The organism is Rhizobium lentis, from assembly GCF_014200175.1.
Taxonomy (GTDB): Bacteria; Pseudomonadota; Alphaproteobacteria; order Rhizobiales; family Rhizobiaceae; genus Rhizobium; species Rhizobium mulingense.
Map to the genome: position 1 here is coordinate 811243 of NZ_JACHBD010000001.1, position 25660 is coordinate 836902.

Consider the following 25660-nt stretch of genomic DNA (forward strand, 5'->3'; position numbering starts at 1 on the left):
GTCCAGCCTTGACAAGGGGATGAGGGCACAATGTCGCGGGAAATTTCGGATGAATTTTTTAAGTCAAATACAGAGCTTGCCGGCATGCTGCATTGCAACAAAAAAGCCGCCGTGATAGGCGCAGTCGCAATCACGCCAGCGAGCCGGACCGAAGCGGATGAGAGACACGATTTTTTGCGTATTCAGCGTCCTCACGACCCTGGTGCTCGCCATCGTCTCATTGCGATATGTCACCGATTTTTATCTGCTTTCCTTCTTTTTCAGCTTCCAGCTCCATCTGGCAGCGGCCGCGGCGCTCGCCTCCCTCGCGGCCTTGTTTGTCAAGCGCCATTGGTACGGCCTGCTGACGCTCGGCACATCGCTGGCTCTTGCCGTCCATGGCATCGTGATGACCCGCGAATTTGCTCAGCCCGCCGTCGATGATAACCGCCCGGTTCTTTTCCGGCTGATGTCCTTCAATATCGAAAACGATAATTTCGCAAACGGTGCCGCGATCGCCGACATGGCGATTGCCTCAGGCGCCGACGTCATCAACATCCTGGAGGCCGAGCCGGTTCTGTCGGAACTGCCGCGGCTTCTGAAAACCTATCCCTATTATGTCGGCTGCGGCATCGGCATGCAGGAATGCGATACGCTGGTCCTGTCGAAGCGCCCGCTCATCGAGCCGCGCATCCGCAGTCTCGGCCTGCTGTGGCGCAACCGGCTGACGATCTCGACGGTCGATTTCGACGGCCACAAAGTCAATTTCCTGACCGCGCATCTGACCAAACCCTATTACGACGAGTTCTACGGTCTGGAGCTCGAGGATCTCGCCGCGATCGCCCCCACTCTGCCGGGGCCGCTGGTGCTGGCGGGCGATTTCAACTCCTCTATCCTGACGCCGGGCGTACAGGACCTTCTGCGCAAACAAGGCTTCGCCACCGTATCGGTGGAGCCCGCAACCTGGCCGATCGCAGCCAGCGCCTTCGGCATTCCGATCGACCACGTCTTCGCGAGGGCGCCCTTGCGGCTGAAATCGGTCCGCCGCATCGCCGACAGCTACGGGTCAAACCATTTTGGCCTCATGGCGGAATTCACCATCGACCCCTGAGCCGAGATCCTCGTCCGCCGCAAGGAATCCGCCGGACTGGCGCGCCCAGAGTTCGGCATAGAGCCCGCCCTGGCGAAGCAGCTCGTCGTGACTACCCTCCTCGATGATTCGGCCGAGATCGACGACGATCAGCCGGTCGAGCGCAGCAATCGTCGACAGCCGGTGGGCGATCGCAAGCACGGTCTTGCCCTCCATGATCCGATGGAGATTGGACTGGATCGCTTCCTCCACTTCCGAATCGAGCGCCGACGTCGCTTCGTCGAGAACCAGGATCGGAGCGTCCTTCAGCATCACCCGGGCAATGGCAATGCGCTGCCGCTGGCCGCCCGACAATTTGACGCCGCGTTCGCCGACATGCGCGTCGAAGCCTCTGCGGCCCTGCTGATCCTGCAGACGGGTGATGAAGTCGATGGCTTCGGCGCGCCGGGCCGCCTCGACCACCCGCTCCTCGCCGGCATCCGGCCGGCCGAACAGGATATTGTCGCGCACCGAACGGTGCAGCAGCGAAGTATCCTGGCTGACGACGCCGATCTGCACCCGGAGAGATTCCTGCGTCACGGCCGCTATATCCTGGCCGTCGATGAGGATGCGGCCCTCCTCGAGGTCGTAGAGGCGCAGCAGCAGGTTCATCAGCGTCGATTTTCCAGCGCCCGAACGGCCGACGATCCCGACCTTCTCGCCGGGGTGGATGGTCAGGGAGAAATTGTCGACGACCGGCTCCTGCCCCTTGCCGTAACGGAAGGAAACATTGTCGAAGCGAATGCCCGGCCGGCGGATCACCAGGCTCTGCGCATCGGCGCGATCGACAAGCCCGAGAGGCTGGGAGATCAGCTCGGCGGCATTCTGGATGGTGCCCAGATTGCGCATGATGCCGTTGAATTGCGTCATCAGCCGCCCGAGCAGGAAATTCAGCCGGAGCACCAGCGCCAGCGAGAACGCCACCGCGCCGGCGCTGACGAGGCCGCGCAGCCAGAGATCGACGCTCAAGCCCGCCATCGTCACGATCATCAGGCCGGAAAGCAACGCCATCGAGGCCCTGACGCCGGTGATGAATCGAGTGAAGCGCAGCACCGTATCCTGATAGATATCGAAGCCCTGGCGCATGTAGCGGTCGCTCTCTTCGTCGCGGGCGAACAGCTTCAGCGTCTGCATATTGCTATAGGTGTCGACCATCCGGCCGTTCAACATCGATCCGGCTTCCGCCGTCTCGCGGGAATGATGTCGAATCCGCGGGACGAAGTGGCGGGCAAGCAGGCTGAAGGCGCCAAGCCAGAACAGCACGACGGCGGCAAGGGAAAAGTCCAGCCGAGCGACCAGCACCAGCGTCGTGACCGCATATATTCCGACAAACCAGACGCTTTCCATCAGCGAGGTGACGAGATCGCCGGTTGCCTGGCCGGCCGACCAGACCTTTGTGACGATGCGCCCGGAAAAATCGCTCTGAAAGAACGACAATGATTGCCTTGAGACGTGGAGATAAGATTGCCAACGTGCTAGATTGTAGAAGCCCGGGGTGATCACCTGCTGATCGACGAGGGCAATCAGGAAGGCGACGACGAAGCGCACCAGCCCGATCAGGGCGAGCATGCCGAACAGTTCGCCGCCATGGGCCGCGAGAAGACCGCTCCAGCCGGCACCGGGTGTAATACTGGCGAGAATATCGACGAGGCGTCCGACGAACCAGAAAAGTGCGGCTTCGATTGCCGCCGATGCGCCGCCAAGTATGAGCATGGCGATGAACGGCATCCTCGTCTGGCCGATATAGAACCAGATGAAGCCGAGCGTCGCCTGCGGCGGCTGAAGATTGGCGCGCGGGCGGAATGGATCGATCCAGGTCTCGAACACGCGGAAGATGGGTCGCAGAAACATGCAAGCGATATAGGCGGAATGGGCAGAGCGGCAAAGGGAACGATGAGCGGTCGCAATCTTATATTTTTGTAATGATCGATAACATCGGCGGCATCGCCACTAATTGCTCGCCAACCGGTCACAATCTGACGATAGGATCGGGCTTCAACGGAGGGAAAGCCATGGAAACGATAATGCTCGATGCGCATATTCCTCTTCCGCTCGCGGCAAGGTTGGACGCCCTGGCCGCCGACCTAGCGCTGCCGCGCGACGTGATCGTCGCCGAGGCCATCACCGCCTGGCTCGACAGCGAGGAACGCCGCCGCATCGCCACGCTGCGCACGCTCGCGGCTGCCAACACCATCGTCGTCGTCGAACACGACCGGGTGATCGACTGGGCCGACAGCCTTTGAACAGGGGAAACGGCGCCCTGTTCCCCCATTGGCAACTAGAAATCAGTTTAACAATTCAAAAGGCCCTCCCTGCTCTCCCAGGGGGGCCTTTTGATCATTCCGCCGCCTCTTCCGCTTCCTCGGTGTGATCGGAAAGGAAGCCGCCGGACTGGCGGTTCCAGAGGTCGGCATAGATGCCGCCGCTCCCGATCAGTTCGGCGTGCGAGCCGGCCTCGACGATCCGCCCCTTGTCGAGCACGATCAGCCGGTCCATCTCCGTCAATGTCGAAAGCCGATGGGCGATCGCGATCACCGTCTTGCCCTCCATCAGGGCGAAGAGGTTTTCCTGGATCGCCGCTTCGACTTCCGAATCGAGCGCCGAGGTCGCCTCGTCGAGCACCAGGATCGGCGCATCCTTCAGGAAGACGCGGGCGATCGCGATGCGCTGCCGCTGACCGCCGGAGAGCTTGACGCCGCGTTCGCCGACCTGCGCGTCGAGTCCCTGACGGCCCTGCATGTCAACGAGCCCTTCGATGAATTCCCAGGCATTGGCGCGCTTTGCGGCCTCAATCACCTGGGCGTCAGTGGCCTCCGGTCGGCCATAGGCGATGTTGTCGCGGATCGAGCGGTGCAGCAGTGACGTATCCTGCGTCACCACGCCGATCAGCGAACGCAGGCTCTCCTGCGAGACGCCGGATATATCCTGCCCGTCGATAGTGATGCGGCCCGCCTCCAGGTCGTAGAAGCGCAGCAGCAGGTTCATCAGCGTCGTCTTGCCGGCGCCGGAACGACCGACCAGACCGACCTTCTCGCCCGCCTTGATGTCGAGCGACAGATTGTCGATGACACCTTTGCCCTTGCCATAGTGGAAGCGGATGCGCTCGTAGTGGATCGCGCCCTTCTTCGCCGTCATCGACGGCGCGCCCGGCTTGTCGATGATGTCGTGCTGCTTGCTCATCATCTCCATGCCGTCATAGACCGTGCCGATATTCTCGAACAGCGCCGAGACTTCCCACATGATCCATTGCGACATGCCGTTGACACGCATGGCAAGACCGATGGCGATGGCAATCGCGCCGACCGAGATCGCCCCGTTCAGCCAGAACCAGATCGACAGGCTGGAGACGACGAAGAGCGCGACGCAGTTGTTCAGGTAGACGCTGATATGGAACAGCGTCACCTTTCGCATCTGTTTGTGCACGGTCTGCAGGAACTCGTCCATGCCCTGTTTGGCATAGATCTCCTCACGTCCCGCATGCGAGAACAGCTTGACCGTTGCGATGTTCGTGTAGCTGTCGACCACGCGCCCCGTCATCATCGAGCGCGCATCCGCCTGCTGGGCAGCGATCTTGCGAAGCCGCGGCACGAAGTAAGACACGATGCTGACATAGATGGTGAGCCAGACGAGGATCGGGATCATCAGCCGCCAGTCGGCCGCGGCAATCACGATGATCATCGTCAGAAAATAGCTGACGACATAGACGAAGACGTCGAGGATCTTCATCACCGTTTCGCGCACGGCAAGCGAGGTCTGCATTACCTTGGTCGCGACGCGCCCGGCAAACTCATTGGCGAAGAACGTCATGCTGTGGCGCAGCAGGAAGCGGTGCATCTGCCAGCGCGCCATCATCGGATAGTTGCCGAGCAGCATCTGATGCATGATGAGGGAATCGAGCCCGGCCGCCAGCGGCAAGCCGACCAGCACCAGCGCCGCCATCCAGAACAGCTTGTGGCCTTCCGTCTGCAGGAAGGTGGCGCGGTCGGCATTGGTCAGCCAGTCGACGATGTCGCCGAGAAACTGGAAGAGCGCCACCTCACCGACCGCGATCGACGCCGTCAGTCCGGCCATCAGGGCGAGCCAGGGCGCTGCCGGCTTGCTGTAATGCCAGCAGAAAGCAAAGAGACCTTTCGGGGGCGCAACGGGCTCCTCGGTCGGAAAGGGATTGAGTCGCTGTTCGAACCAGCCAAACATGAAATTGCTCCGAAACATCAGCGTTCCGGCTCCCCGGCTTCGCGCCATCTCGGCGCACTGCAAGCACATATGGGAAGCGGACGTTCAAGGGGCGAGGCTGAATCAGCCGCGCAATGGATCAAAGGGAAGTTTTAGAAAGAAGACCGCTCTAGCGGCGCCGTGTTGCCTTGATCGGCATCACGGCGGGAAAGCGCATAATGAGCATAATATTCATGCGGCCCTCCCGGCTGGCGTTCGAAGATGTGCATGCATAACGCGAAAATTGCCAAATTTCCAGCCCTGAACCGGCGCAATTGGAATGTTTCCAGGCCCAATAGCGCCCTGTTGCGCCGAAATCACAGTTGTATTAGGCCTCCCTGCATTGAAACGAACAAGCTGCGCCTGAATGACGAACCTCAGACTGGCACTCTACCAGCCGGACATCCCCGGCAACACCGGCACGATCCTGCGCCTTGCCGCCTGCCTGGGTTTTGCCGTCGACCTGATCGAACCCGCCGGCTTCGACGTCTCCGACCGCAATCTGAAACGTTCGGGCATGGATTATATCGCCGCAGCTGCGCTGACCCGCCATGTGAGCTGGGACCGCTTCGAGGCCTGGCGCGCCACGACCGGGCGGCGCCTGATCCTCGGCTCCACCAAGGCCGCCAAACGCTACACAGACTTCGTCTTTCGCCCGGACGATGTCCTGCTGTTCGGACGCGAAAGCGCCGGTGTGCCGGATCACGTGCACGAGAGAGCCGACGCCCGCATCCTCATCCCGATGGTCGAGGGCCAGCGCTCGATTAATGTCGCAATTTCGGCAGCCATGATCGTCGGCGAGGCGATGCGCCAGACCGTCTGGGCTTGATTGCGCTTATCTGCAAGAGATCGCCGAATATATCGCGAAGTGTCGAAAATCGACATTGTCAATCCACTAAACCGGAGTATATTTATTAGCCGGGCAATCAAAAACATCGCAGGATTTGCACCATTTCAACAGCTTGGGAAGATGTGTCCTCAGGCGAACACCCCTCCAAACTGATGAAAGCAGAATAAAACAAGAAAATGGATTCCACGATCATCATGATCAACCTGTTCGGAGCCGTGGCGCTGCTGCTGTTCGGCCTCGCGCAGGTGAAGGACGGCGTGTCCAGGGCCTTCGGCGCCCGGCTGAGAACGGGGCTGGCGACCGGCACGCGCGGCGGCCTTCGCTCATTCCTGTCGGGGCTGGTCGCGACCGTCGCGCTGCAGAGCTCGACGGCAACGGCGCTGATGACCGCCTCCTTCGTCGAACGGGAACTGATCAAGCCGCGCATGGCCCAGATCATCTTGCTCGGCGCCAATGTCGGCACGGCGATCACCGCATGGATCGTCGCTACCGGTATCGAATGGCTCTCGCCCCTCCTGATCCTTGTCGGCATCGTCCTTTATCGCGGCCGCTCCAGCACCCGCCAGGGCGGTGGCGCAGCATTGATAGGCATAGGGCTGATGCTGTTGTCGCTGCATCTCCTTGGTCTTGCGACGGAGCCGATGCGCGCCTCTCCGGCTCTCGCCGCTTTCATCAGCCTGCTGGACGGCGCCCTGCCCGTGGCTCTCCTCTTCTCGGCAGCGCTCGCCTTCCTCTCGTCATCGAGCCTGGCGGTGGTGGTGCTCATCCTGTCGCTCGCCTCGGCCGGCCTGATTTCAGCCGAGCTGGTCATCGTGCTCGTGCTCGGCGCCAATCTTGGCGGCGCGGTACCGCCTGTCGTCGCGACGATGTCCGGCCCGGTCTCGGCTCGGCGCGTCACGTTCGGCAACCTGGCCGTGCGTGCGCTCGGCTGCATCATCGCCCTTCCGCTCGCGGGCTACGGCGCGGAATTAATCCAGATGCTGCCCTTCGGACCGTCAAAGCTCCCGGTCGATGCGCATCTGCTCTTCAACCTTCTGCTCGCCGCCCTCGCCTGGCCCTTCTCAAGGCCGCTCGCCACCCTGATGACCCGGCTGGTCCCGGATCAGGCCGAGCCGGACACCGCGCCTAAATATCTAGACGCACATGAACTTTCGACGCCCGTCATTGCCCTGACCAGCGCCACCCGCGAAGTGCTCGGCATCGGCGACCTCATTGAGCGCATGCTGATCCGGGTCTCCGACGCCTTCGAACGCAATGACGCTTCCAAGCTTTCCGAAATCGCGACCCTCGAAGAGCGCGTCGACAAGCTTCAGCAGGCGGTGAAGGTCTATCTCTCAAAGCTCGGACGCGAGGGGCTCAGCGACGAAAACGCCCGCCGCTCGATCATTGTCATCGATTATGCAATCAATCTCGAACATATGGGCGACATCATCGAGAAAGGGTTGCTGGAGCAGGTATCCAAGAAGATCTCGCTTGGTCTCAGGTTTTCCGACGACGGTCATCAGGAATTGCGGAAGCTGTTCGACCTGACGATTGATAATCTTCGTGTAGCGCAGACGATCTTCGTCACGCGCGATTTCAATCTTGCGCGTCAGATGATGGAGACAAAGGTCGAGGTCCGGCGGATGGAGAAACAGTCGGCCGAACACCATCTCGAGCGCCTGCGTGACGGACGCGCCGACAGTCTGCAGACAAGCTCTCTGCATCTCGATATGCTTCGCGACCTGAAGAGGATCAACGCCCACATCGTCTCGGTGGCGCATCCGATACTGGATGAAAGCGGCCTGCTGATCGAAAGCCGTGTGCGGACTGCCGTGGAATGAAGGTCAGTCCGCCGAGGGAAGGCGGCGCATGGTGAATTCGATCCGGTCGCCGTCGAGCTGACGCCAGCTCTCCACCTCGGTCCAGTAGGCCGCTTTCGGATATTCGTCAAACCATTCGCGCGCCTTGGCGCGTGCGTCGATCAAACCGAGGCAATATGTCTGACGCACGAAATGGTCTCTCTTGGCGGTCGGATTTTCCGCCCGGTGTTTCGCCATTCTGCGCTTCAGACCGTCGAAGGACGGAGGTCCTGGAATTTTTGCCATCAAACCTACCTCTTCGGAAAAGGTAGTATCGAAATACTCGATTTGCGAGTCGAATTTTGCCTGCCCATGTCCGCGCCGGCCTGCTTGGCGAGACGCGGCGCCACCTGCTAAACCGGAGGTGCAATCAAGAATGAGCGAGTCGTTTCCCTAGCGGAGGCTGACCGCTGGAGGCGCAAATGGAAAGACCGGAACTGCCGATCGGCTTGCCTGAAGATATCGAGGAGAAGAAGGAGGCCGCCCGCAAGTGGTTCGAAGGGCTGCGCGATACCATCTGCGCCTCCTTCGAGGCGCTTGAAGACGCGTTGGAAGGCCCGCTCTCCGATCAGGAGCCCGGCCGCTTCGTCGCCAAGGATTGGTCGCGCGAAAACGGCGCCGGCGGCGGTGGCCGGATGTCGATGATGGAGGGCCGTGTCTTCGAGAAGGTCGGCGTGCATACCTCTACGGTTTACGGCGAATTCTCCCCGGAATTCCGGGCACAGATCCCCGGCGCCAAGGACGATCCGCGCTTCTGGGCCTCCGGCATCTCGCTGATCGCCCATCCCGTCAATCCCAACGTTCCGGCGGTGCATATGAACACCCGCATGGTGGTCACATCAAGCCGCTGGTTCGGCGGCGGTGCCGACCTGACACCGGTACTGTCGCGCCGCCGTACGCAAGAGGACGACGACAGCCAGCTGTTCCACAAGGCCATGGAGATCGCCTGCCGCAATCATGCCGTTGCCGACTACGATGCCTATAAGGCTTGGTGCGACGACTATTTCTTCCTGAAGCATCGCAACGAGCCGCGCGGCATCGGCGGCATCTTCTACGACTGGCTACATTCGAGCGATGAATCCGGCGGCTGGGACGCCGATTTCGCCTTCACCCGCGATGTCGGCAGGGCCTTGGCCATGGTTTATCCGAAGATCGTCCGTTCCAACTTCAACAAGCTGTGGACGGAAGCAGATCGTGACGAACAATTGATCCGCCGCGGCCGGTACGTCGAATTCAATCTGCTGTATGATCGCGGCACGATCTTCGGCCTGAAAACCGGCGGCAACGTCGAATCCATTCTCTCCTCGCTGCCACCAGTCGTACGCTGGCCGTGAGACTGTGACATCTCATCGATAAATTCGAGCTGAGGGACCTTCATAAAAATGCAGTGAGTCCTAACTTTATATGTACGTGCGTAACAATCGGAGGAGGATTGTCATGATGACACAAAGCGGCTCGCCTGCGTCCACGGATGTCCAGGAAACATTCCGTGCAGTCGACACGCCCGAGTTCCTGATACGCATCGCCGAGAAACTGCGGACCAAGAGCGGCTCGGATCTGCCGCTGTCCTGCTTCATCGAGCAGGTCAAGCTACAGCTGGCCGGAGGAAAGTCGCCGGAAGAGCTGCAGAACGCCGCCAACAGCAACACACCCAGCCATCTCTCGGATACCTACAAAGCCTGGGCCATGCCCGACTGAAAGACCTTCTCCGGTCGTCACCTGATGCCGGCCGGAACCTTCGCTTCCTCCGCACATTTCATCAATCGCGTGCAAACGCGATGGCCGTTGTGTTTCAGACAGAGGAGAAGACAATGCGACTTTTCGAATGCGGCACGCTTGTTCCGGGCTGCGCCTGGCGCACCCGGGCGGATAACGACGCGGAAGTAGTCCGTCGCGCCGTCGAGCACCTGAAGACCGCTCACGGCGAAACCACCATACGCGAAAACATGGTTGACAACATCAAGGCCCGCATCCGCGACGAGGCGACCGCTGCCTGACGGCCGGGCGGCCAAGTTCTGCCACCAACGATAGCTGCGCCGCGTCCACCGGACGCGACGCGGGATACCTATTGCACAAGCTGCCGCAGCCGGGCGAGCAACACTTCTCTGTCGGAAGCGAAGTTCTCTTCCACCCACTGGTTTTCCAGCTCCGCAAGCACTTCGCCGACGCGCGGGCCGGATGGGATGCCGGCTGCGATCACGTCTGCGCCATTCACGGGAAACTGCGGCTTCTTCCACGTCATGGCTTGATCCAGAAGCTTACCGAGCCGTGCCGCCCGCGCCATTTCGTCAAGATCGCTCTCGGCCTTCCCCCGTGCAACGCCGAGCGCCAGCTTCAGGCGCATCGTGATGCCCTCCGCGCCGTTGCGGTAAAGCAGCCTTTCGAAGGCGGCTGACGTCATTTCGTCGTTGACCGGTGCCGTTATCGCCCAGGCCTTGAGAGTGGCAGCTTCCGCATTCGAGAGCTTCAGCCGAGCCGCAAGCGCTTCCAGCCGCGCCGCATCGGGCGGCACGATCGCGGCAAGCCGCAGCAATGGGTCGGGCGCCCAGCCGAGCGCCTTTTCGGTCGCGACCAGCGAAGGGATCGCATCGATCCCCCATCGGTCCGATTCCGGCAGGATCTCCGTCAGCACCGCCACCTGCCGCATCCAGAGCAGCGCCCGGCCGGGATCGGCGGCGCCAAGCAGTTTTCTGAGCTCCGACCAGACGCGTTCTGCCGACAGCGTCTTCAGCTTCGAACGCGCCGCCGCACAGGCCTTTAGCCCTTCGGCATCCGGGCGCCCCGAACCGTAATAGGCAAAGAAGCGAAAGAAACGCAGGATCCGCAGATGATCCTCGGCAATACGCGTTGCCGCGTCGCCGATGAAGCGGATGTTGCGCGTCTCGATATCTGCAAGCCCGCCGACGAGATCGACCACCTCTCCTTCCGCATCCGCATAGAGCGCATTGATCGTCAGGTCCCGCCGCTCGGCATCTGCCTTCCAATCGGTGCTGAAGGCGACCTTGGCGTGGCGCCCATCGGTCTCGACGTCGGTGCGCAGTGTCGTCACCTCGAACGGCTTGCCGTCGATGACGAGCGTCACCGTCCCATGCTGCAGGCCCGTCGGCACCGCCTTGACGCCGGCCGCCGCAGCCCGCTCCATCACCGCCTCCGGCCTCAGGGTCGTGGCAATGTCGATATCGCTGACCGGCAGGCCCATCAGGCTGTTGCGCACAGCGCCGCCGACCACCCGCGCCTCCCCGCCCTTTGCCCCACCCCCATGATCGGCGTTCAGAAGTGCGAGGATCCGGCCGAGCGCCGGATCGCGAAACCATGCTTGGTCGGCAACGCCGGTCATGCATAAAGCCTTTCGTAAAGCGTGCGGACGATGCCCGCGGTAATGCCCCAGATCATCCTGGTTTCATAGGGCATGCGGTAGAAATGCCGGTCGATGCCATCGATGACGCGCTTGTCGCGGCTGTGATTGTCCGGGTTCATCAGGAAGGAAAGCGGCACTTCGAACACATCGTCTACCTCCGCCGGGTTCAGCGTCAAATCGAACCCCGGCGTTACGACGCCGAGCACCGGCGTGATGCGGAAGCCCGTTGAGGCGAGATAGTTCGGCAGTCGCCCGACGGTCTCGACGAAGGAGCCGGCAAGTCCGATCTCCTCTTCCGTCTCACGCACCGCCGCCATTTCGGGCGAGATATCGGCGGGATCGATCGAGCCGCCGGGAAAGGCGATCTGTCCGGAATGTTTGCGCAGCGTCGCCGTTCGCTTGGTGAAGATCACCTGCGCCTCATCGCCGTCGTCGACGACGGGCACGAGCACGGCGGCATCGCGCAGCTTGAAGGTCTCGACCTCGGCGACGATATCGGGGTTGAGGACATGGTCGCCGTGATCGCGCCAGGCATGGTCGATCGGACCGCCATTCTGATTGAGTGCACGGCGGCGGAATTCAGCTGCTGAGAACAGCGGAAAACGGTGGGTGATCGCATCATTCATCGGGAAAGCGCATCCAGTTCGTCGGCCGGCATGACGGGGAAGACCTCGCCGGCGGAGCGGATCGCAAACATCGCCCTCCCCTCCACGTCGAGGATCTCGCCGAGTGCCACCAGTTCATACATCACCGCACGCGACACCAGCGCCTCCAACCGCCCGCGCACATGCAGATAGGGTTTCAGTTCGGCATTCCCGCCTGCAATGGCAAAGCGCAGCCGATGCTCTCCTCCCGCCTCCACGACATCTCCGACATTGGTGCGAAATGTCAGCACCTGTTGACCTTTACCCCCCGTCACGCTCACTTCCACGGCGATGAACGGAGCGTCGGCGACCCTGATCCCGACCTTTTCCACAGGAGTTACAAGATAGGTCTTCTCATCCTCATCCTTGCGCAGAACCGTCGAGAACAGCCGCACGAGGGCCGGCCGGCCGATCGGCGTGCCCATGTAGAACCAGGTGCCGTCGGCCCTGATCTCCATGTCGATATCGCCGCAGAAAGGCGGATTCCACCGCTCAACGGGCGGAAGCCCACGTTTTTTGCCGCTGTTTTCCGCGGACGCGCGTGAAATCAGCGCGGCAAGTCCCGCTGCATCCGCCTGTCCGCTGATTTCCTCGGCTGCCATTCTTCCGTCCCGGTTTGTCCTTAACGAAGTAAAGTCACGAGATAGTCATTCGCAACGAACTTGTCAGCCCGTCGCATCTCCATAACTCTATCGAGTATGAGGCAGATGTATAAGTCCGCCGATTCGCTGCCGAATGATTTCAGCCGTTGGAGTTGCCCATGGGTATGATGAAGACCGAAGCCAGCCTCGATGAAAAGGCGATCGTCGCCGCCGCCGAGAAGGCGCTCTCCGATATCGCCGCCATCCGCATAGAAGTCTCGAAGGTGATCTTCGGTCAGGAAAGCGTCGTCGAGAACACCATTCTCGCCGTGCTCTCCGGCGGTCATGCCCTGCTCGTTGGCGTTCCCGGCCTTGCCAAGACCAGGCTGGTGACGACGCTCGGCGAAGTACTCGGCCTTGCCGCAAACCGCATCCAGTTCACGCCCGACCTGATGCCTTCCGATATTCTTGGCTCCGAAGTCATGGACCAGGACGACAGCGGCCGCCGCTCCTTCCGTTTCGTCAAGGGCCCGGTCTTCGCCCAGCTGCTGATGGCCGACGAGATCAACCGCGCCTCGCCGCGTACCCAGTCGGCGCTCCTGCAAGCGATGCAGGAGTATCATATCACGATTGCCGGCCAGCACTATGACCTGCCGGCGCCCTTCCATGTGCTCGCCACCCAGAACCCGCTGGAGCAGGAAGGCACCTATCCCCTGCCCGAAGCCCAGCTCGACCGTTTCCTGCTGCAGGTCGACGTCAACTATCCCGAGCTCGCCGCCGAGCGCCAGATCCTGCTCGAGACGACGGGCCTCGGCGAAACTCGGCCGCAGGCGATCATCAATGCCCAGCGGCTGATTGAAATCCAGACCCTGGTGCGCCAGATGCCGGTGAGCGAGACGGTCGTCGCCGCCATCCTTTCGCTGGTGCGCTCCGCCCGCCCCGGACAGGGCAATGCTTCGACCGACAAGAACGTCGCCTGGGGCCCAGGTCCTCGCGCCGGGCAGGCGATGATGCTCTGCGCGCGCGCCCGCGCGCTCTACGAAGGCCGTCTCGCCCCATCTCTCGACGATGTCTTCGCGCTTGCCGAACCCATTCTCCAGCACCGCATGGCGCTGACTTTCGCCGCCCGCGCCGAAGGCATGTCGGTGCGCGACGTCATCGCCGGACTGGTGAAGCAGGCAAAGGGATAAGGAAGCCGGACGCGTGGCATCTATCGGACAGATCGTCAACCCGACGTCAGGCAGCGATGCCCTTTCCCGCGCCAGGCAGCGGGCCGCCCTGATGCCTGACTGCCTGGTGGAAGCCAAGCGCATCGCCAACACTGTCATCGCCGGCTGGCATGGCCGCCGCAAGCGCGGCATCGGCGAGAATTTCTGGCAGTTCCGTCCCTATGCCGAGGGTGAGAGCCTGTTGCGCATTGACTGGCGCCGCTCCGCCCGCGACGACCATACCTATGTGCGCGAGCGCGAATGGGAGGCAGCGCACACGATCTGGCTCTGGTGCGACATGTCGCCTTCGATGATGTACAAGTCGAGCTATGGCAGCGCCTCCAAGGAAGGTCGGGCGCTGGTAATCATGCTGGCGCTGGCCGAAATCCTATCCCGCTCCGGCGAGCGCATCGGCTGCCCCGGCATCATGGAGCCCGCCTCAACGCGCAACGCCGCAGAACACCTCGCCTCCGCGCTCATGCACGCGCCGCTGACCGGCGGCCTGCCGGAAACGGGGATGATCCGCGGCTGGAGCGACCTCATCCTCATCGGCGATTTCCTCGACGACGCGCCGGCGATCATGGAGCGGCTCGGCCCGCTTGCCCGCCGCGGCCTGCGCGGCCACGTGGTGGAAATATCAGACCCCGCCGAGGAAATCTTCCCTTATAGCGGCCGCACCGAATTCACCGATCCTGAGACCGGCGCCAAGCTGATCTCCGGTCGCGCCGAACATGTCCGCGAGGTCTATCGCAACGCCTACCTCGCCCGTAGGGAGAGCCTCGGCCAGTCGTTGCGCCATCTCGGCTGGACCTTCACGACCCACCGCACCGATCATCTCGCCTCGGAGGCACTGGTCGCGGTGCACATGTATCTGTCCGGCATGCCGGCCAAGGCAACGCATGGAGGGCAGCTGTGAACGCCCTTCCCTTCGCTTTCGCCTATCCCGCCATTCTCGGCGCCCTCATCGCCCTGCCGGTGATCTGGTGGCTGCTGCGACTGATGCCGCCACGCCCGAAGAGCGAGATCTTTCCTCCGCTGAAGATCCTCGCGTCGGTGCTGAAGCGCGAAGAGACGCCGGCCCAGAGCCCCTGGTGGCTGACGCTGCTGCGCATGCTGCTCGCCGCCACCATCATCTTCGCGATCGCCGATCCGGTCTTCAATCCGCGCACCAGTTCGCTCGCATCGGGCGGCCCGCTCGTCCTCTTCGTCGACAACAGCTGGGCTGCCGCACCCGACTGGGAGCGCCGCATCCAGACTGCCGACGCGCTGATAGACGATGCCGAATCCGCCGGCATGCCCGTGTCGATCGCCTTCACCGCCGAGCCGACCAACGACGCCGTGCCCGGCACTGCGGCGGCCGCCCGCGACAAACTGCGCGCCGTCGAACCACGGCCGCTGGTGCCGGACCGCGAGCGTGCCTTCCAGGCGCTGCGCTCCGCCCTGAACGGCATCAAGCCCGGCACCCTCGCCTTTCTGACCGACGGCGCCGCCGCCAAGGCCGACGACGCCACGGTACGTCGGCTGGCCGAACTCCAGCCCGCTGATCTGCGCGTGATCGAGGGAGACGCCGCACGGACGATTGCGATCACCGCGGCCAATAACGCGGCTGATGCCATGACCGTCAAGGTCACGCGCCTCAACGCTTCGCATGCCGCATCCGTGGCGCTGAACGCCGTCGACAGCCAGGGCCGCTCGATCGCCAACGGCAGGGTGGACTTCCGCCCCGGCCAAAGCGTCGCGACGAGTTCGATTGCCGCTCCTTTCGAGATGCGCAACGATTTCGCCCGCATCAGCGTCGACAACGGCGCGACCTCAGGCGCGGTCCATCTTCTCGACGACGCGTTCAAACGCCGTCGTGTCGTCCTGCTGTCGGGTGCCGGCGGGGATGAGTTCCAGCCGCTGCTGTCGCCGCTTTATTATATCCAGCGGGCGCTACAGCCCTATGCGGATCTGATCCTGCCCGGCGATTCCGATCTTTCGGTCGCCATACCGAAACTTCTCGCCAGCAATCCCTCCATCATCATCATGGCCGATATTGGCCGGCTGCCGGAGGACACCTACGAACCCCTTACGCGCTGGATATCGAATGGCGGCATGCTCTTGCGCTTCGCCGGTCCGCGCATGGCGGCAGCGCCGGCAGACGACCCTCTCATCCCTGTCATCCTGCGTCAGGGAGAACGGGCGCTGGGTGGCACATTGTCCTGGAGCGAACCGCAGTCGCTCGCCGAATTTCCGAATTTCGGGCCTTTCTCGGGCATAGCACGTCCTGCCGACGTCGTCGTCAAGCGCCAGGTGCTTGCCGAACCCACCCCCGATCTTGCCGAACGCACTTGGGCGAGCCTCGCCGATGGCACGCCGCTCGTGACGATGAAGCCGCTCTCATCCGGCCAGATCGTGCTGTTCCACGTCACCGCCGAAGCGACATGGTCGGATCTGCCGATTTCGGGCACCTTTGTCGACATGCTGCGCCATCTCCTCCAGATATCGCGCTCGGGCGGCGTGACCTCGGAGGCCCGCGGCAATGCACGCGTGGCCGAGACTCTGCCGCCGTTCCGCATGCTAACGGCCAAGGGCACCCTCGTCTCCGAAACGGGTTCGGCGCGACCGCTCACTCCAAAGGCCGGAACGGCGCCGACGGCAAATTTCGACAATCCGCCCGGGCTTTATGGTTCAGAAGATGGTTTTACCTCTTTGAACGTGCTGCCTGAGGAGGCCGAACTGAAGCCGCTCGACACGGCAGGGACGACAGCTGCGCGCGAAGGCTTGATCGGCGGCGAGAGCTGGTCGGCAAAACCCGCTCTCTTTCTCGCCGCCTTTCTGCTGCTGCTGGCCGACAGCCTGATCGTCCTCTTCATGAACGGCGCCTTCTCGCGCTTGCGCCCGGCTGTCCGCACCATGAGCGTGATCGCAATAGCGCTCGGCGCCGGCTTCCTGCTGCAGCCCGGCACCCTCCACGCCAATGACTCTCAGCCCGGCGACGACCTCATCTTGCAAAGGCTCGACAACACCCACCTCGCCTATGTCGTCACCGGCGAACAGGAAGTGGACAATATATCCGAGCGCGGCCTCGAGGGCCTCACCCAGTTCCTGACCTTCCGCACGACGCTCGAGCCGGCGCCGCCCGTCGGCATCGACCTCACCAAGGACGAACTCGCCTTCTATCCGATCATCTACTGGCCGGTTTCGGCAACGGCGCCGATGCCGTCGTCGGCGGCGATCAGCCGCATCGACGCCTATATGCGCAACGGCGGCACCGTGCTTTTCGATACGCGCGATCAGATCAGCGCATTGGACAATGGCGGCAATGTCAGCGCCAACGGCCAGAGGCTGCAGGCGATCCTCGCCAATCTCGACATTCCGCCGCTCGAGCCGGTGCCATCAGATCACGTCCTGACGAAATCCTTCTACCTCCTGTCGAGCTTTCCCGGCCGTTATGCCGGCAGCCCTCTGTGGATCGAGGCCCGGCAGGGCGGCGGCCGTGAAACCACCGAAAAATCGGCGGCGACGGCCGACGGCGTTTCGCCGATCCTGATCACAGGCAATGATTTCGCCGGTGCCTGGGCGGTCGACGACAACGGCGTGCCGATGCTGCCGACCGTGCCCTCCGACGAAGGGCAGCGCGAATATGCCTATCGTTCCGGCGTCAACATCATGATGTATATGCTGACCGGTAACTACAAGACCGACCAGGTTCATGTTCCCGACCTCCTTGAACGGTTAGGACAATGAGATGACCTTCGACTTTTCACCTTTTCTGCCCTGGCCGGTTCTGGCCGCGCTGGCCGCCATCGGCGCGGTTATCGCCGTTTTCGCGATCTGGCGTGGCATCCGCGGCGCCTGGATCAGGACGCTGGCGGCACTCGCCCTGCTAACCGCGCTCGCCAATCCCGTGCTGCTGCAGGAGGACCGGGATCAGTTGTCGACGATCGTCCCCGTTCTCGTTGACCGGAGCCAGAGCCAGCAGACACCCGACCGGGTCCAGATGACCGACGACGCGCTGGCAGCCCTGAAGGGCCAGCTCGCCCGTTTTCCTCAGATTGAGCCTCGCTTCATCGATGTCGAAGGCGACGTCAATTCGGACGTGCCGTCGACGCGCCTGTTCGACGCGCTGGCGGCCAACGTCGCCGATGTCCCGCCGTCGCGCATCGGCGGTGCCATCATGCTGACCGACGGCGAAGTCCACGATGTTCCGGCCGCCAATCAGGCGCTCGGGTTCGATGCGCCGGTCCATGGTCTTATCACCGGCAAGGCCAACGAATTCGATCGCCGCATCGAAGTCGTCAAGGGACCGCGCTTCGGCATCGTCAGCGAGGAGCAGCAGGTGGTCCTGCGCGTCTTCGACGACGGCCCGAGTCCCGGCGGCACTGCCGACGTCACGGTGAAGCTTAACGGTGACGAAATCGCCACCCTGCAGGCGACACCCGGCCGGGATACGCCTTTCTCTTTCAAGGTGCCGGGGGGCGGCAGCAACGTGCTCGAATTCTCGGTCGCGGCACTTCCCGGCGAAGTCACCACGGCCAATAATCGCGCTGTTCACGTCATCGACGGCATCCGCCAGAATCTGCGTGTCCTGCTGGTCTCCGGCGAGCCGCATGCCGGCGAACGCGCCTGGCGGAACCTCTTGAAATCTGACGCTTCGGTCGATCTCGTCCACTTCACCATTCTGCGCCCACCTGAAAAGCAGGATGGCACGCCGATCAACGAGCTGTCGCTGATCGCTTTCCCGACACGTGAGCTGTTCATCGACAAGATCAAGGATTTCGACCTGATCATCTTCGACCGCTATCAGGACCGGGCGAATGTGCTGCCGATGCTCTATTACGACAACATCGCCCAATATGTGGAGAATGGCGGAGCGCTGCTGATCGCCGCCGGTCCGGAACATGCAAGCCCGGAATCGATTGCGATGACGCCGCTCGCCTCCGTGCTGCCGGCAGAGCCGACCGGCCAGATGATCGAGAAGGCTTTCTACCCCCGCCTCTCCGAGGAAGGCCGCAAACATCCCGTCACCCGCGGCCTGGACGGCTCGGGCGAGGATCCGCCGCATTGGGGGCGCTGGTTCCGCAGCGTCGACGTCGAGCGGCCGCAGGGCGAGACGATCATGGTCGGCGCCGACAACCACCCGCTGCTGGTGCTGAACCGTGCCGGCCAGGGCCGCGTCGCCATGCTGCTCTCCGACCAGGGCTGGCTCTGGGCCCGCGGCTTCGAAGGCGGCGGTCCGAACGTCTCGCTCTATCGCCGCATCGCCCATTGGCTGATGAAGGAGCCGGCGCTCGAGGAAGAAGCGCTGACGGCGCGCGCCTCCGGCCGCACGCTTGAGGTCACCCGCCAGACGATCGGCGACAATCCGGGCAACGCCACTGTGCGCTACCCCTCCGGCAAGACCGAAAGCCTGCCGCTTACCGAGTCCGAACCCGGGCTCTACAAGGCCGAGAAGCGGATGGACGAGATCGGCCTCTTCGAAATCCGCAACGGCAAACTGTCGACGCTGGTCCATATCGGCGCCGTCGACGCGCCTGAGTTCAAAGCGATGATCTCGACGACAAATGTGCTGAAGCCGATCGTGGAGAGAAGTAAGGGCCTGGTGACCCGCGTCGCCAGTGAAAAGGGCACTATCAGCGTGCCGCCGATCCTGCCGGTGCGCGGCCAGATCCGCGTCTCCGACAATGACCGCATGATGATCCGCATGACCAGCGAGACGGTCCTGAAGGGCATCAATACGCTGCCGCTCTTTGCCGGTTTTGCCGGCGTCGGCATATTGCTGCTCGCCTTTGGCGCCATGTGGTGGCGCGAGGGGCGGTAATTCTATGGTGGTATTCGAGCTCACCGCTTCGCCCTCATCGGAGGAGCTCGCGGCGATCACTGATGCACTTTCGGCCTTCAACAAGGCCGATGTCGGTCCCGCCGACCGGCGGCCGCTTGCCATCCTCATTCGGGATAAGGACGGCAAGGTCACCGGCGGTCTATCCGGCTTTACCGCCTGGGGCTGGCTTTTCACCCAGATGCTCTTCATCCCCGACACGTTGCGCGGCACTGGCACTGCAGGCAGGATCCTTGCACAGGCGGAGCAGGAGGCGAGAGCCCGGGGGTGCCGCGGCGCCTGGATCGATACGTTCAGCCCGCAGGCTCTGCGCGCCTATCTGCGCCAGGGTTATGAAGTTTTCGGGGAACTCGAAGATTTTCCTGAAGGCCGCACGCGCAGCTTCCTCCGGAAGGCGCTCTGATCACGCGCGCCAGGCGATCACGCCCTTCAGCCGTTCATGCGCGCCCTCGGCGATCGGAACGACGAGCACACGACCGGGATCGACGGGGCCCGGAAAGGTAAGCGCGTTATAAGCGACTTTCTCGAAGCCGAGCGGGCCATAATAGGGCGGATCGCCGACAAGGATGACGGCTTCCGAGCCCTTGCGCCGCGCCGCTTCCACTGCGATCCGCACCAGTTCCCGGCCGATGCCCATATTCTTGTGCGAGGGGCGCACTGCAAGCGGGCCGAGAAGATGACCTTTGACGGTGCCTGCTAGAACCGGCGTCATCCGCACGGAGGCGATCGTTTCACCGTCGTCGGCGCAGATGAAGGAAAGGGACAAGTCATGCGGCCCCTGCTCGCGGATGCGTGCGGCCGCCCGCGTGAAACGGCCGGGGCCGAAGGCTTCTTCGTTGATGTGTTCGATGGCGGCGTCATGGGACGCGTCTTCGGTGAGGTAGACGAGATCGTGCTTGTACATGATGGCAGAAACCGGATGGACAGATTGATGGGTCTCGAAAACGCCTTCGGCGTTCGGGAGCATCAGCGTCGTCGCGGGTTTCTGGAAATGAACATCAGTCAGGGATCCTAAAATCGTGAAAAGGCCGATAGCAGGAAAAATTTCCGTCGTCCAACGCAAAATTCACACCTGCAGCACTCTCGATGATGCAGTGCCTGAATGGCGTGACGCACTGTTCAACCTTTACCACCTGCAAAGCCCCGCTATCTCAGCTAACTTCGGCTCCGATACGTAATCAGGAACGAAGATCATGGGAATGCTGGTGGACGGTGTCTGGAATGATGTCTGGTACGACACGAAGGAGAGCAAGGGCCAATTCAAGCGGCAGCCCTCGCAGTTCCGCAATTGGGTAACGGCAGACGGCGCGGCCGGCCCCACCGGCAGCGGCGGCTTCCAGGCAGAGCCCGGCCGTTACCATCTCTACGTCTCGCTTGCCTGTCCCTGGGCGCACCGCACGCTGATCTTCCGCAAGCTGAAGAAGCTGGAGGAATTGATTTCGGTTTCCGTCGTCGATCCGCTGATGGTCGAGAACGGCTGGGAGTTCAAGATCGGCGACGGCGCCACCGGCGATCACCTCTTCGGCGCGGCGACACTCTGGCAGATCTACGTCAAAGCGGATCCACACTATTCCGGCCGCGTGACCGTGCCCGTCCTCTGGGACAAGAAAACCAGCGCAATCGTCAACAACGAATCCGCCGAGATCATCCGCATGTTCAACAGCGCCTTTGACGGGCTAACCGGGTCGAAGGCAGATTTCTACCCGGAGGATCTGCGCGCTGAAATCGATGCCCTGAACGCCATCATCTACGACACCGTCAACAACGGCGTCTACAAGGCGGGCTTTGCCACCGCCCAGGAAGCCTATGCGGAGAATGTCGGCAAGCTGTTCGAAACGCTCGACAGGCTCGACGAACGCCTGGGCAAGGGCCGGTACCTCTTCGGTGACCGGCTGACCGAAGCGGACTGGCGCCTGTTCACCACGCTGGTGCGTTTCGACCCCGTCTATGTCGGCCATTTCAAGTGCAACATCCGCCGTATCGCCGATTACCGCAACCTTTCCGGTTACCTAAGAGATCTCTACCAGACGCCAGGCATTGCCGAGACGGTGAACCTCACGCACATCAAGCAGCACTATTACCGCAGCCATAAGACGATCAATCCGACTGGCATCGTTCCCGTCGGCCCGGCGCTCGATCTCGACAGCCCCCATGGACGTGCGACAGCGCCGCACGTCTTATCAGACGCGAGGACGCTGTAGGCCCTTAAATTGCTTGCTGCGGCCTAGAAAACTGTGCAGCCCTCACCAGCGATGGTCGGGCTGTTCCTCGCCGCGAAGTTCGGCAAGACGGCGATGCGTCGCCTCGGTCGTGCCTGCGGGCAGGCTGTCGAGCGAAAAGAAGCCGCTGTCGGAAATCTCCCAGTCTGGCGGACGCGGTGCCGTCTGCTCGACGGTTACCCGATAGAACACGACATGGTCGCGCCGCGTGGTCGAGGTGTTGAAATAGACCTGGATCAGCTGCGGCTTGCCGATGATCCTGAGATTGCCCTCCTCGCGCAACTCCTTGACCAGCGCTTCCTCGACCGTCTCGTTGCGTTCCAGCCCGCCGCCCGGCATATGCCAGCCGCCGACATAGCTGTGACGCACGAGAAAAATCCGCCCCTCCGCATCAAAGCAGGCGGCTCTGACACCCATCGTCATGCCCCGGGCGAAAGAGAAATAGACATGCAGAAGGCGCAGGGCCGCCCTGATATGAAGGGGCCGGTTTTCTTTATCCACCATCGCTCCGTTTCAGCTCTTCATCGCGCCGGATGTGTTTGATTTGTCAATAAGCTGGTCTATGTCTCGTAGCATGTTCAAGCTCGCGCATATCTCCGACGTCCATCTCGGGCCGTTGCCCCGTCTTTCCATCCAAGAGCTGTTTTCAAAACGCATAACGGGCTTTGTGAACTGGCATCGAAATCGGCGCAAGCACCTTTTCGGCAGCACGCTCGATCTTCTGCTCGATGACATCCGCACCCATCAGGCCGATCATCTGGCCGTCACCGGCGATCTTGTCAATCTGGCGAGCGGCATCGAGATCCGCGCCGCCGCCGCCTGGCTGCGCGCGCTCGGCGATCCCGCCGATACATCGGTCGTTCCCGGCAATCACGACGCCTATGTGCCGGGCGCCTATGAGAAATCGATGCGCGCCTGGTACGACTACGTCCGTGGCGATCTCGCCCCGCCGCAATGGCAGGAAGACCGCCACATCTTTCCCTATCTGCGCGTCCGCGACAAGGTCGCAATCGTCGGCTGCTCGACGGCGGTGGCCACCCCTCCCTTCGCGGCCTCCGGTTTCTTCGGCGCCCGTCAGGCCCGCGACACGGTGAACATGCTGCGTGCGGCCGGCGAAGCCGGTCTCTTTCGTGTCGTCATGATTCATCATCCTCCGATCCGCGGCGCCACGACCTTCTACAAGCGCATGATCGGCATCCGCCGCTTCGCCGCCGTAATTTCCACCGGCGGCGCCGAACTCGTATTGCATGGCCATACGCACCTGAACACCCTGCACTGGCTGCGCGGCCAGGTGCAACCGGTGCCTGTCGTCGGCATCGCATCGGCCTCGCAGGGACCGGGCAGCATCAAGCCGGCCGCAGCCTACAACCTCTTCTCCATCGACGGCTCTCCTGGCGCCTGGGAACTGAGTGGCGAGCGCTTCAGCCTGAACCGGACCGGCGACGCGGTGATTCAGGAAAGCGTTGATATTTTCGCGCCTTAGCGCCGCATCCCGACTCCTTTTATTCAGCACTTGAATCGATCTGCGAAGATAGCGAATCATCGTCGCAACATTCGCCATGGAGGTTTCTTACCCTCTTGGTATTTTCGGCGGTAAGCGTACAATCCGCGCAACTGCATCGCCCGACGGAGCCCACTCATGATCTTCTCCTTCCATCGCCTTGGCAGAATCTCGCTTGCCGCCGGCTTCGCTTTCGGCATCGCCACGGCCGCCTTCGCGGTCGGCGGTGGCAACGACGACACCAACCCGCCGCCGAAGACCGAGACGACCAAGACCTGCACCGGCGGCAAGGTCTGGGACAAGAACAAGAAGGAATGCGTCACCCCTAAAAAGAACAGCTTCAACGACGACGATCTCTACAAATTCGCTCGCGAATTTGCCTATGCCGGCCAGTATGAGAATGCCATCACCGTGCTCAATCTCGCCCGCAACCAAAACGACCCGCGCATCCTGAACTATCTCGGCTTTTCCAACCGCAAGGCCGGCCACATGGAACTCGGCATGTCATATTACCGCAAGGCGCTTCAGGCCGATGAGAACTACATCCTCGCCCGCTCCTACATGGGCATGGCGCTGGTCGAGCAGGGAGACATCCAGGGCGCCCGCGTCCAACTCGTCGAAATCCGCGATCGTGGCGGCGAAGCCACCTGGGCCTATCGCGCTCTGCTGCAAAGCTTGAACGGCTACAGGACATATTGACGCAAGCTTTGCGGGCTAGGCTACGAAAATTCCCCCGGGAAAGGGGACTGGAAACGACCGGATGCTTGCGAAGTGGAGGAGAGTTGTTCCATAAAGCGCAGGCATTACCGGCGACGATAAAGCCGGATTCGCGTCCGATGGCGGAAGCTTCGTCCGCGAAACCACTGTGAATGCTTCTGGATAGACAATGCGTCAGCCCGCAACGACCATCGACCTCCGCCGTGATCTCGTCGGCCTCCTGCCTCGCCTTCGCCGTTTCGCGATCACGCTCGCGGGCGAGGCGACTGCGGCCGACGAGCTGGTTCAGGCCGTCTGTCAGCGGGCGATCTCCAGGGGTCATCAGTGGAGCGGCGAAGGCCGGCTGGAAAGCTGGGTGTATACGCTTGCCCGCCAGCAATGGGCCGACGACAGCCGCAAGCGCAAGCCGAAAGCCTCCGTCCGCGGCAACATCACCGATATTCGTGAGGCCGCGCGCGAACGCTCGGCCGCGGTCGATCCCGACGCCATCCATCGTATGATCGCCGATATGCCGGACAGCGTTTCCTCGATCTTCTTGCTCGTCGACGTCGAAGGCCACAGCTACCAGCAGGCGGCCGACATCATGGGTATTCCCGCGGCGAGCGTCGCCTCGCAGCTCGCCACCGCAAGGCTGCATTTCGCCGGGCTTGCCGACACCCACCCGATCCACAGGTACTGAATTGCTCGACCTCAGGAAATTGTCGCTCGAAGCCCAGCTCACCGCCCTCCTCGATGGCGAAGTCTCGCCCGAACAGCGCCACGAATTGGAGCAGCGCCTGGCAAGTGACGAGAATGCGCGCCGGCTGCATGAAAAACTGCGCCATGGCGCCGATTTCGGACGCCGCCGCCTCGACGACGTCCTGAAGGAGCCGGTGCCACTCGCCCTCGTCCGCTCGATCAAGAGCACGCAGCCGCCGAAGACGCCGATCGCCCAGCGCGCCACGCGACCGCAGGTGAAACTGGCGCCGAGCGGCCCGCAGGCGCTGGCTGCCGCCCTCATCCTCTTCGCCCTCGGCTGCGGCATCGGCTACTTTGCAGGCACAGCCCCGGACGCAGACGAAATCGCAACCACGACCTCAACCTCAGCGCCGGCCAATACCAGCGACTGGCTGGGCGATGTCACCGCCTATCAGCGCCTGCTGATCCGCCAGCCCCGTCACCTTGTCGAAGTGCCGGCCTCGCAGGCAGAGGAAATCTCCAGCTGGCTGACAACGGCCATCGGCGTGCCCTTCCGCGTGCCGGATCTCAGCGCCAAGGCCTGGACCTTCCAGGGCGCCCGCGTGATCCTTGGCGACAACCGCCCCGTCGGTCAGCTCGTCTATTCCAACACCGACGGCGACATCATCTCCATCTGCTTCCGCAAGGACGCGCAGCCGCCGGAAACCGATGACTTCAAGGAAACGATCAGGGACGAGATCGGCCTGGTGACCTGGCACAATGCCGGCACCTCCTACGTGCTCGCCGGCCCATCGTCCGAGGCAGCCCTCGGCCAGCTCGCCATGGAAATCGCTACGGCTATCTGACGGCGGCTATCGCATATATCGAATGATTGCCGCCAGCGGAGCTGGCGACACTATGGCGAAATCGACCATCAGCATCA

Annotated in this window: 25 protein-coding genes; 17 read left to right on the plus strand and 8 right to left on the minus strand. The window is 62.5% G+C overall.

Annotation, left to right across the window (positions count from 1 at the left end; all coding sequences use genetic code 11):
- Positions 1-157: 157 nt before the first annotated feature.
- Positions 158-1090: an endonuclease/exonuclease/phosphatase family protein gene (locus GGI60_RS03980; protein WP_183912423.1), complete on the plus strand. Its 933-nt coding sequence runs from the start codon at positions 158-160 to the stop codon at positions 1088-1090.
- On the opposite strand, the gene GGI60_RS03985 is transcribed toward GGI60_RS03980, so the two are convergent.
- Entirely contained in the window at positions 1046-2959 is a 1914-nt protein-coding gene (locus tag GGI60_RS03985) for an ABC transporter ATP-binding protein (RefSeq protein ID WP_183912421.1), read from the minus strand. The genes GGI60_RS03980 and GGI60_RS03985 overlap by 45 nt on opposite strands.
- Before the next feature lie 161 nt (positions 2960-3120).
- Here GGI60_RS03985 and GGI60_RS03990 point away from each other — a divergent pair, with 161 nt between their 5' ends.
- Positions 3121-3351 carry a CopG family transcriptional regulator gene (locus GGI60_RS03990; protein ID WP_183912419.1) on the plus strand — a complete coding sequence of 77 codons (231 nt, stop codon included), beginning with the start codon at positions 3121-3123 and terminating at the stop codon, positions 3349-3351.
- 94 nt (positions 3352-3445) lie between these two features.
- Here GGI60_RS03990 and GGI60_RS03995 read toward each other — a convergent pair whose 3' ends face one another.
- Positions 3446-5302, minus strand: a complete 1857-nt coding sequence (locus GGI60_RS03995) for an ABC transporter ATP-binding protein (protein ID WP_183912417.1) — start codon at positions 5300-5302, stop codon at positions 3446-3448.
- Between the two features lie 385 nt (positions 5303-5687).
- Here GGI60_RS03995 and GGI60_RS04000 point away from each other — a divergent pair, with 385 nt between their 5' ends.
- Positions 5688-6149 carry a tRNA (cytidine(34)-2'-O)-methyltransferase gene (locus tag GGI60_RS04000; protein WP_183912415.1) on the plus strand — a complete coding sequence of 154 codons (462 nt, stop codon included), beginning with the start codon at positions 5688-5690 and terminating at the stop codon, positions 6147-6149.
- 197 nt (positions 6150-6346) lie between these two features.
- A complete protein-coding gene (locus tag GGI60_RS04005) occupies positions 6347-7993 on the plus strand; it encodes a Na/Pi cotransporter family protein (protein WP_183912413.1) in 1647 nt (548 codons plus the stop codon).
- Positions 7994-7996: 3 nt separating this feature from the next.
- On the opposite strand, the gene GGI60_RS04010 is transcribed toward GGI60_RS04005, so the two are convergent.
- Entirely contained in the window at positions 7997-8257 is a 261-nt protein-coding gene (locus GGI60_RS04010; protein ID WP_010029910.1) for a hypothetical protein, read from the minus strand.
- 176 nt (positions 8258-8433) lie between these two features.
- Here GGI60_RS04010 and hemF point away from each other — a divergent pair, with 176 nt between their 5' ends.
- From hemF to GGI60_RS04025, 3 genes are all read left to right on the plus strand, one after another.
- Positions 8434-9345, plus strand: coding sequence for an oxygen-dependent coproporphyrinogen oxidase (gene hemF / locus GGI60_RS04015; RefSeq protein ID WP_183912411.1), 912 nt, complete (start codon positions 8434-8436; stop codon positions 9343-9345).
- A 103-nt stretch (positions 9346-9448) separates the two neighbouring features.
- Positions 9449-9709 carry a hypothetical protein gene (locus tag GGI60_RS04020; RefSeq protein ID WP_183912409.1) on the plus strand — a complete coding sequence of 87 codons (261 nt, stop codon included), beginning with the start codon at positions 9449-9451 and terminating at the stop codon, positions 9707-9709.
- Positions 9710-9822: 113 nt separating this feature from the next.
- A complete protein-coding gene (locus GGI60_RS04025; RefSeq protein ID WP_183912407.1) occupies positions 9823-10008 on the plus strand; it encodes a DUF1059 domain-containing protein in 186 nt (61 codons plus the stop codon).
- 68 nt (positions 10009-10076) lie between these two features.
- On the opposite strand, the gene GGI60_RS04030 is transcribed toward GGI60_RS04025, so the two are convergent.
- Genes GGI60_RS04030 through GGI60_RS04040 form a run of 3 tightly spaced genes read right to left on the minus strand, consistent with a single transcriptional unit; the run spans position 10077 to position 12615 of the window.
- Complete coding sequence (locus tag GGI60_RS04030; RefSeq protein ID WP_183912405.1) at positions 10077-11348, minus strand: CCA tRNA nucleotidyltransferase; 1272 nt, start codon at positions 11346-11348, stop codon at positions 10077-10079.
- A complete protein-coding gene (locus tag GGI60_RS04035; protein WP_183912403.1) occupies positions 11345-11995 on the minus strand; it encodes a CoA pyrophosphatase in 651 nt (216 codons plus the stop codon). The genes GGI60_RS04030 and GGI60_RS04035 overlap by 4 nt, the downstream gene beginning before the upstream one ends.
- On the minus strand, positions 11992-12615 hold the full coding sequence (locus GGI60_RS04040; RefSeq protein ID WP_183912401.1) for a DUF1285 domain-containing protein: 624 nt from the start codon (positions 12613-12615) through the stop codon (positions 11992-11994). Before GGI60_RS04040 ends, GGI60_RS04035 begins: the two co-directional genes overlap by 4 nt.
- 158 nt (positions 12616-12773) lie before the next feature.
- On the opposite strand from GGI60_RS04040, the gene GGI60_RS04045 reads away from it, so the two are divergent.
- Genes GGI60_RS04045 through GGI60_RS04065 form a run of 5 tightly spaced genes read left to right on the plus strand, consistent with a single transcriptional unit; the run spans position 12774 to position 20026 of the window.
- Complete coding sequence (locus GGI60_RS04045; RefSeq protein WP_183912398.1) at positions 12774-13784, plus strand: MoxR family ATPase; 1011 nt, start codon at positions 12774-12776, stop codon at positions 13782-13784.
- 13 nt (positions 13785-13797) lie between these two features.
- Positions 13798-14718 carry a DUF58 domain-containing protein gene (locus GGI60_RS04050; RefSeq protein ID WP_183912396.1) on the plus strand — a complete coding sequence of 307 codons (921 nt, stop codon included), beginning with the start codon at positions 13798-13800 and terminating at the stop codon, positions 14716-14718.
- Positions 14715-17531, plus strand: coding sequence for a DUF4159 domain-containing protein (locus tag GGI60_RS04055; RefSeq protein WP_183912394.1), 2817 nt, complete (start codon positions 14715-14717; stop codon positions 17529-17531). Before GGI60_RS04050 ends, GGI60_RS04055 begins: the two co-directional genes overlap by 4 nt.
- 1 nt (position 17532) lies before the next feature.
- Positions 17533-19605 carry a hypothetical protein gene (locus GGI60_RS04060; RefSeq protein WP_183912392.1) on the plus strand — a complete coding sequence of 691 codons (2073 nt, stop codon included), beginning with the start codon at positions 17533-17535 and terminating at the stop codon, positions 19603-19605.
- Between the two features lie 4 nt (positions 19606-19609).
- Positions 19610-20026 carry an N-acetyltransferase gene (locus GGI60_RS04065; RefSeq protein WP_183912390.1) on the plus strand — a complete coding sequence of 139 codons (417 nt, stop codon included), beginning with the start codon at positions 19610-19612 and terminating at the stop codon, positions 20024-20026.
- Here the strand turns inward: GGI60_RS04065 and GGI60_RS04070 are convergent, their stop codons facing one another.
- Positions 20027-20590 (minus strand): GNAT family N-acetyltransferase, encoded by a 564-nt coding sequence (locus tag GGI60_RS04070; protein WP_183912389.1) that lies wholly within the window; start codon positions 20588-20590, stop codon positions 20027-20029.
- A 226-nt stretch (positions 20591-20816) separates the two neighbouring features.
- Here GGI60_RS04070 and GGI60_RS04075 point away from each other — a divergent pair, with 226 nt between their 5' ends.
- Positions 20817-21824, plus strand: a complete 1008-nt coding sequence (locus tag GGI60_RS04075) for a glutathione S-transferase family protein (RefSeq protein ID WP_183912387.1) — start codon at positions 20817-20819, stop codon at positions 21822-21824.
- A gap of 42 nt (positions 21825-21866) precedes the next feature.
- On the opposite strand, the gene GGI60_RS04080 is transcribed toward GGI60_RS04075, so the two are convergent.
- Positions 21867-22346, minus strand: coding sequence for an NUDIX domain-containing protein (locus tag GGI60_RS04080; RefSeq protein ID WP_183912385.1), 480 nt, complete (start codon positions 22344-22346; stop codon positions 21867-21869).
- 70 nt (positions 22347-22416) lie between these two features.
- Here GGI60_RS04080 and GGI60_RS04085 point away from each other — a divergent pair, with 70 nt between their 5' ends.
- The 4 genes from GGI60_RS04085 (at position 22417) to GGI60_RS04100 (ending at position 25583) form a co-directional block, all read left to right on the plus strand.
- The gene (locus GGI60_RS04085) at positions 22417-23325 is read left to right on the plus strand and encodes a metallophosphoesterase (protein WP_183913854.1); all 909 of its coding nucleotides are present in this window, start codon (positions 22417-22419) and stop codon (positions 23323-23325) included.
- A 156-nt stretch (positions 23326-23481) separates the two neighbouring features.
- Positions 23482-24042: a hypothetical protein gene (locus tag GGI60_RS04090; RefSeq protein ID WP_183912383.1), complete on the plus strand. Its 561-nt coding sequence runs from the start codon at positions 23482-23484 to the stop codon at positions 24040-24042.
- Positions 24043-24229: 187 nt separating this feature from the next.
- Positions 24230-24739, plus strand: a complete 510-nt coding sequence (locus GGI60_RS04095; protein ID WP_183912381.1) for an RNA polymerase sigma factor — start codon at positions 24230-24232, stop codon at positions 24737-24739.
- Position 24740: 1 nt separating this feature from the next.
- Positions 24741-25583, plus strand: a complete 843-nt coding sequence (locus GGI60_RS04100) for an anti-sigma factor (protein ID WP_183912379.1) — start codon at positions 24741-24743, stop codon at positions 25581-25583.
- The last annotated feature ends 77 nt before the right edge of the window (positions 25584-25660 follow it).

Bases quoted from the DNA above. Each gene is read 5' to 3' on its own strand.
- GGI60_RS03980 (WP_183912423.1), top strand. From the start codon at position 158: ATGAGAGACACGATTTTTTGCGTATTCAGCGTCCTCACGACCCTGGTG.
- GGI60_RS03985 (WP_183912421.1), bottom strand. From the start codon at position 2,959: ATGTTTCTGCGACCCATCTTCCGCGTGTTCGAGACCTGGATCGATCCA.
- GGI60_RS03990 (WP_183912419.1), top strand. From the start codon at position 3,121: ATGGAAACGATAATGCTCGATGCGCATATTCCTCTTCCGCTCGCGGCA.
- GGI60_RS03995 (WP_183912417.1), bottom strand. From the start codon at position 5,302: ATGTTTGGCTGGTTCGAACAGCGACTCAATCCCTTTCCGACCGAGGAG.
- GGI60_RS04000 (WP_183912415.1), top strand. From the start codon at position 5,688: ATGACGAACCTCAGACTGGCACTCTACCAGCCGGACATCCCCGGCAAC.
- GGI60_RS04005 (WP_183912413.1), top strand. From the start codon at position 6,347: ATGGATTCCACGATCATCATGATCAACCTGTTCGGAGCCGTGGCGCTG.
- GGI60_RS04010 (WP_010029910.1), bottom strand. From the start codon at position 8,257: ATGGCAAAAATTCCAGGACCTCCGTCCTTCGACGGTCTGAAGCGCAGA.
- hemF (WP_183912411.1), top strand. From the start codon at position 8,434: ATGGAAAGACCGGAACTGCCGATCGGCTTGCCTGAAGATATCGAGGAG.
- GGI60_RS04020 (WP_183912409.1), top strand. From the start codon at position 9,449: ATGATGACACAAAGCGGCTCGCCTGCGTCCACGGATGTCCAGGAAACA.
- GGI60_RS04025 (WP_183912407.1), top strand. From the start codon at position 9,823: ATGCGACTTTTCGAATGCGGCACGCTTGTTCCGGGCTGCGCCTGGCGC.
- GGI60_RS04030 (WP_183912405.1), bottom strand. From the start codon at position 11,348: ATGACCGGCGTTGCCGACCAAGCATGGTTTCGCGATCCGGCGCTCGGC.
- GGI60_RS04035 (WP_183912403.1), bottom strand. From the start codon at position 11,995: ATGAATGATGCGATCACCCACCGTTTTCCGCTGTTCTCAGCAGCTGAA.
- GGI60_RS04040 (WP_183912401.1), bottom strand. From the start codon at position 12,615: ATGGCAGCCGAGGAAATCAGCGGACAGGCGGATGCAGCGGGACTTGCC.
- GGI60_RS04045 (WP_183912398.1), top strand. From the start codon at position 12,774: ATGGGTATGATGAAGACCGAAGCCAGCCTCGATGAAAAGGCGATCGTC.
- GGI60_RS04060 (WP_183912392.1), top strand. From the start codon at position 17,533: ATGACCTTCGACTTTTCACCTTTTCTGCCCTGGCCGGTTCTGGCCGCG.
- GGI60_RS04065 (WP_183912390.1), top strand. From the start codon at position 19,610: ATGGTGGTATTCGAGCTCACCGCTTCGCCCTCATCGGAGGAGCTCGCG.
- GGI60_RS04070 (WP_183912389.1), bottom strand. From the start codon at position 20,590: ATGCTCCCGAACGCCGAAGGCGTTTTCGAGACCCATCAATCTGTCCAT.
- GGI60_RS04075 (WP_183912387.1), top strand. From the start codon at position 20,817: ATGGGAATGCTGGTGGACGGTGTCTGGAATGATGTCTGGTACGACACG.
- GGI60_RS04080 (WP_183912385.1), bottom strand. From the start codon at position 22,346: ATGGTGGATAAAGAAAACCGGCCCCTTCATATCAGGGCGGCCCTGCGC.
- GGI60_RS04085 (WP_183913854.1), top strand. From the start codon at position 22,417: ATGTTCAAGCTCGCGCATATCTCCGACGTCCATCTCGGGCCGTTGCCC.
- GGI60_RS04090 (WP_183912383.1), top strand. From the start codon at position 23,482: ATGATCTTCTCCTTCCATCGCCTTGGCAGAATCTCGCTTGCCGCCGGC.
- GGI60_RS04095 (WP_183912381.1), top strand. From the start codon at position 24,230: ATGCGTCAGCCCGCAACGACCATCGACCTCCGCCGTGATCTCGTCGGC.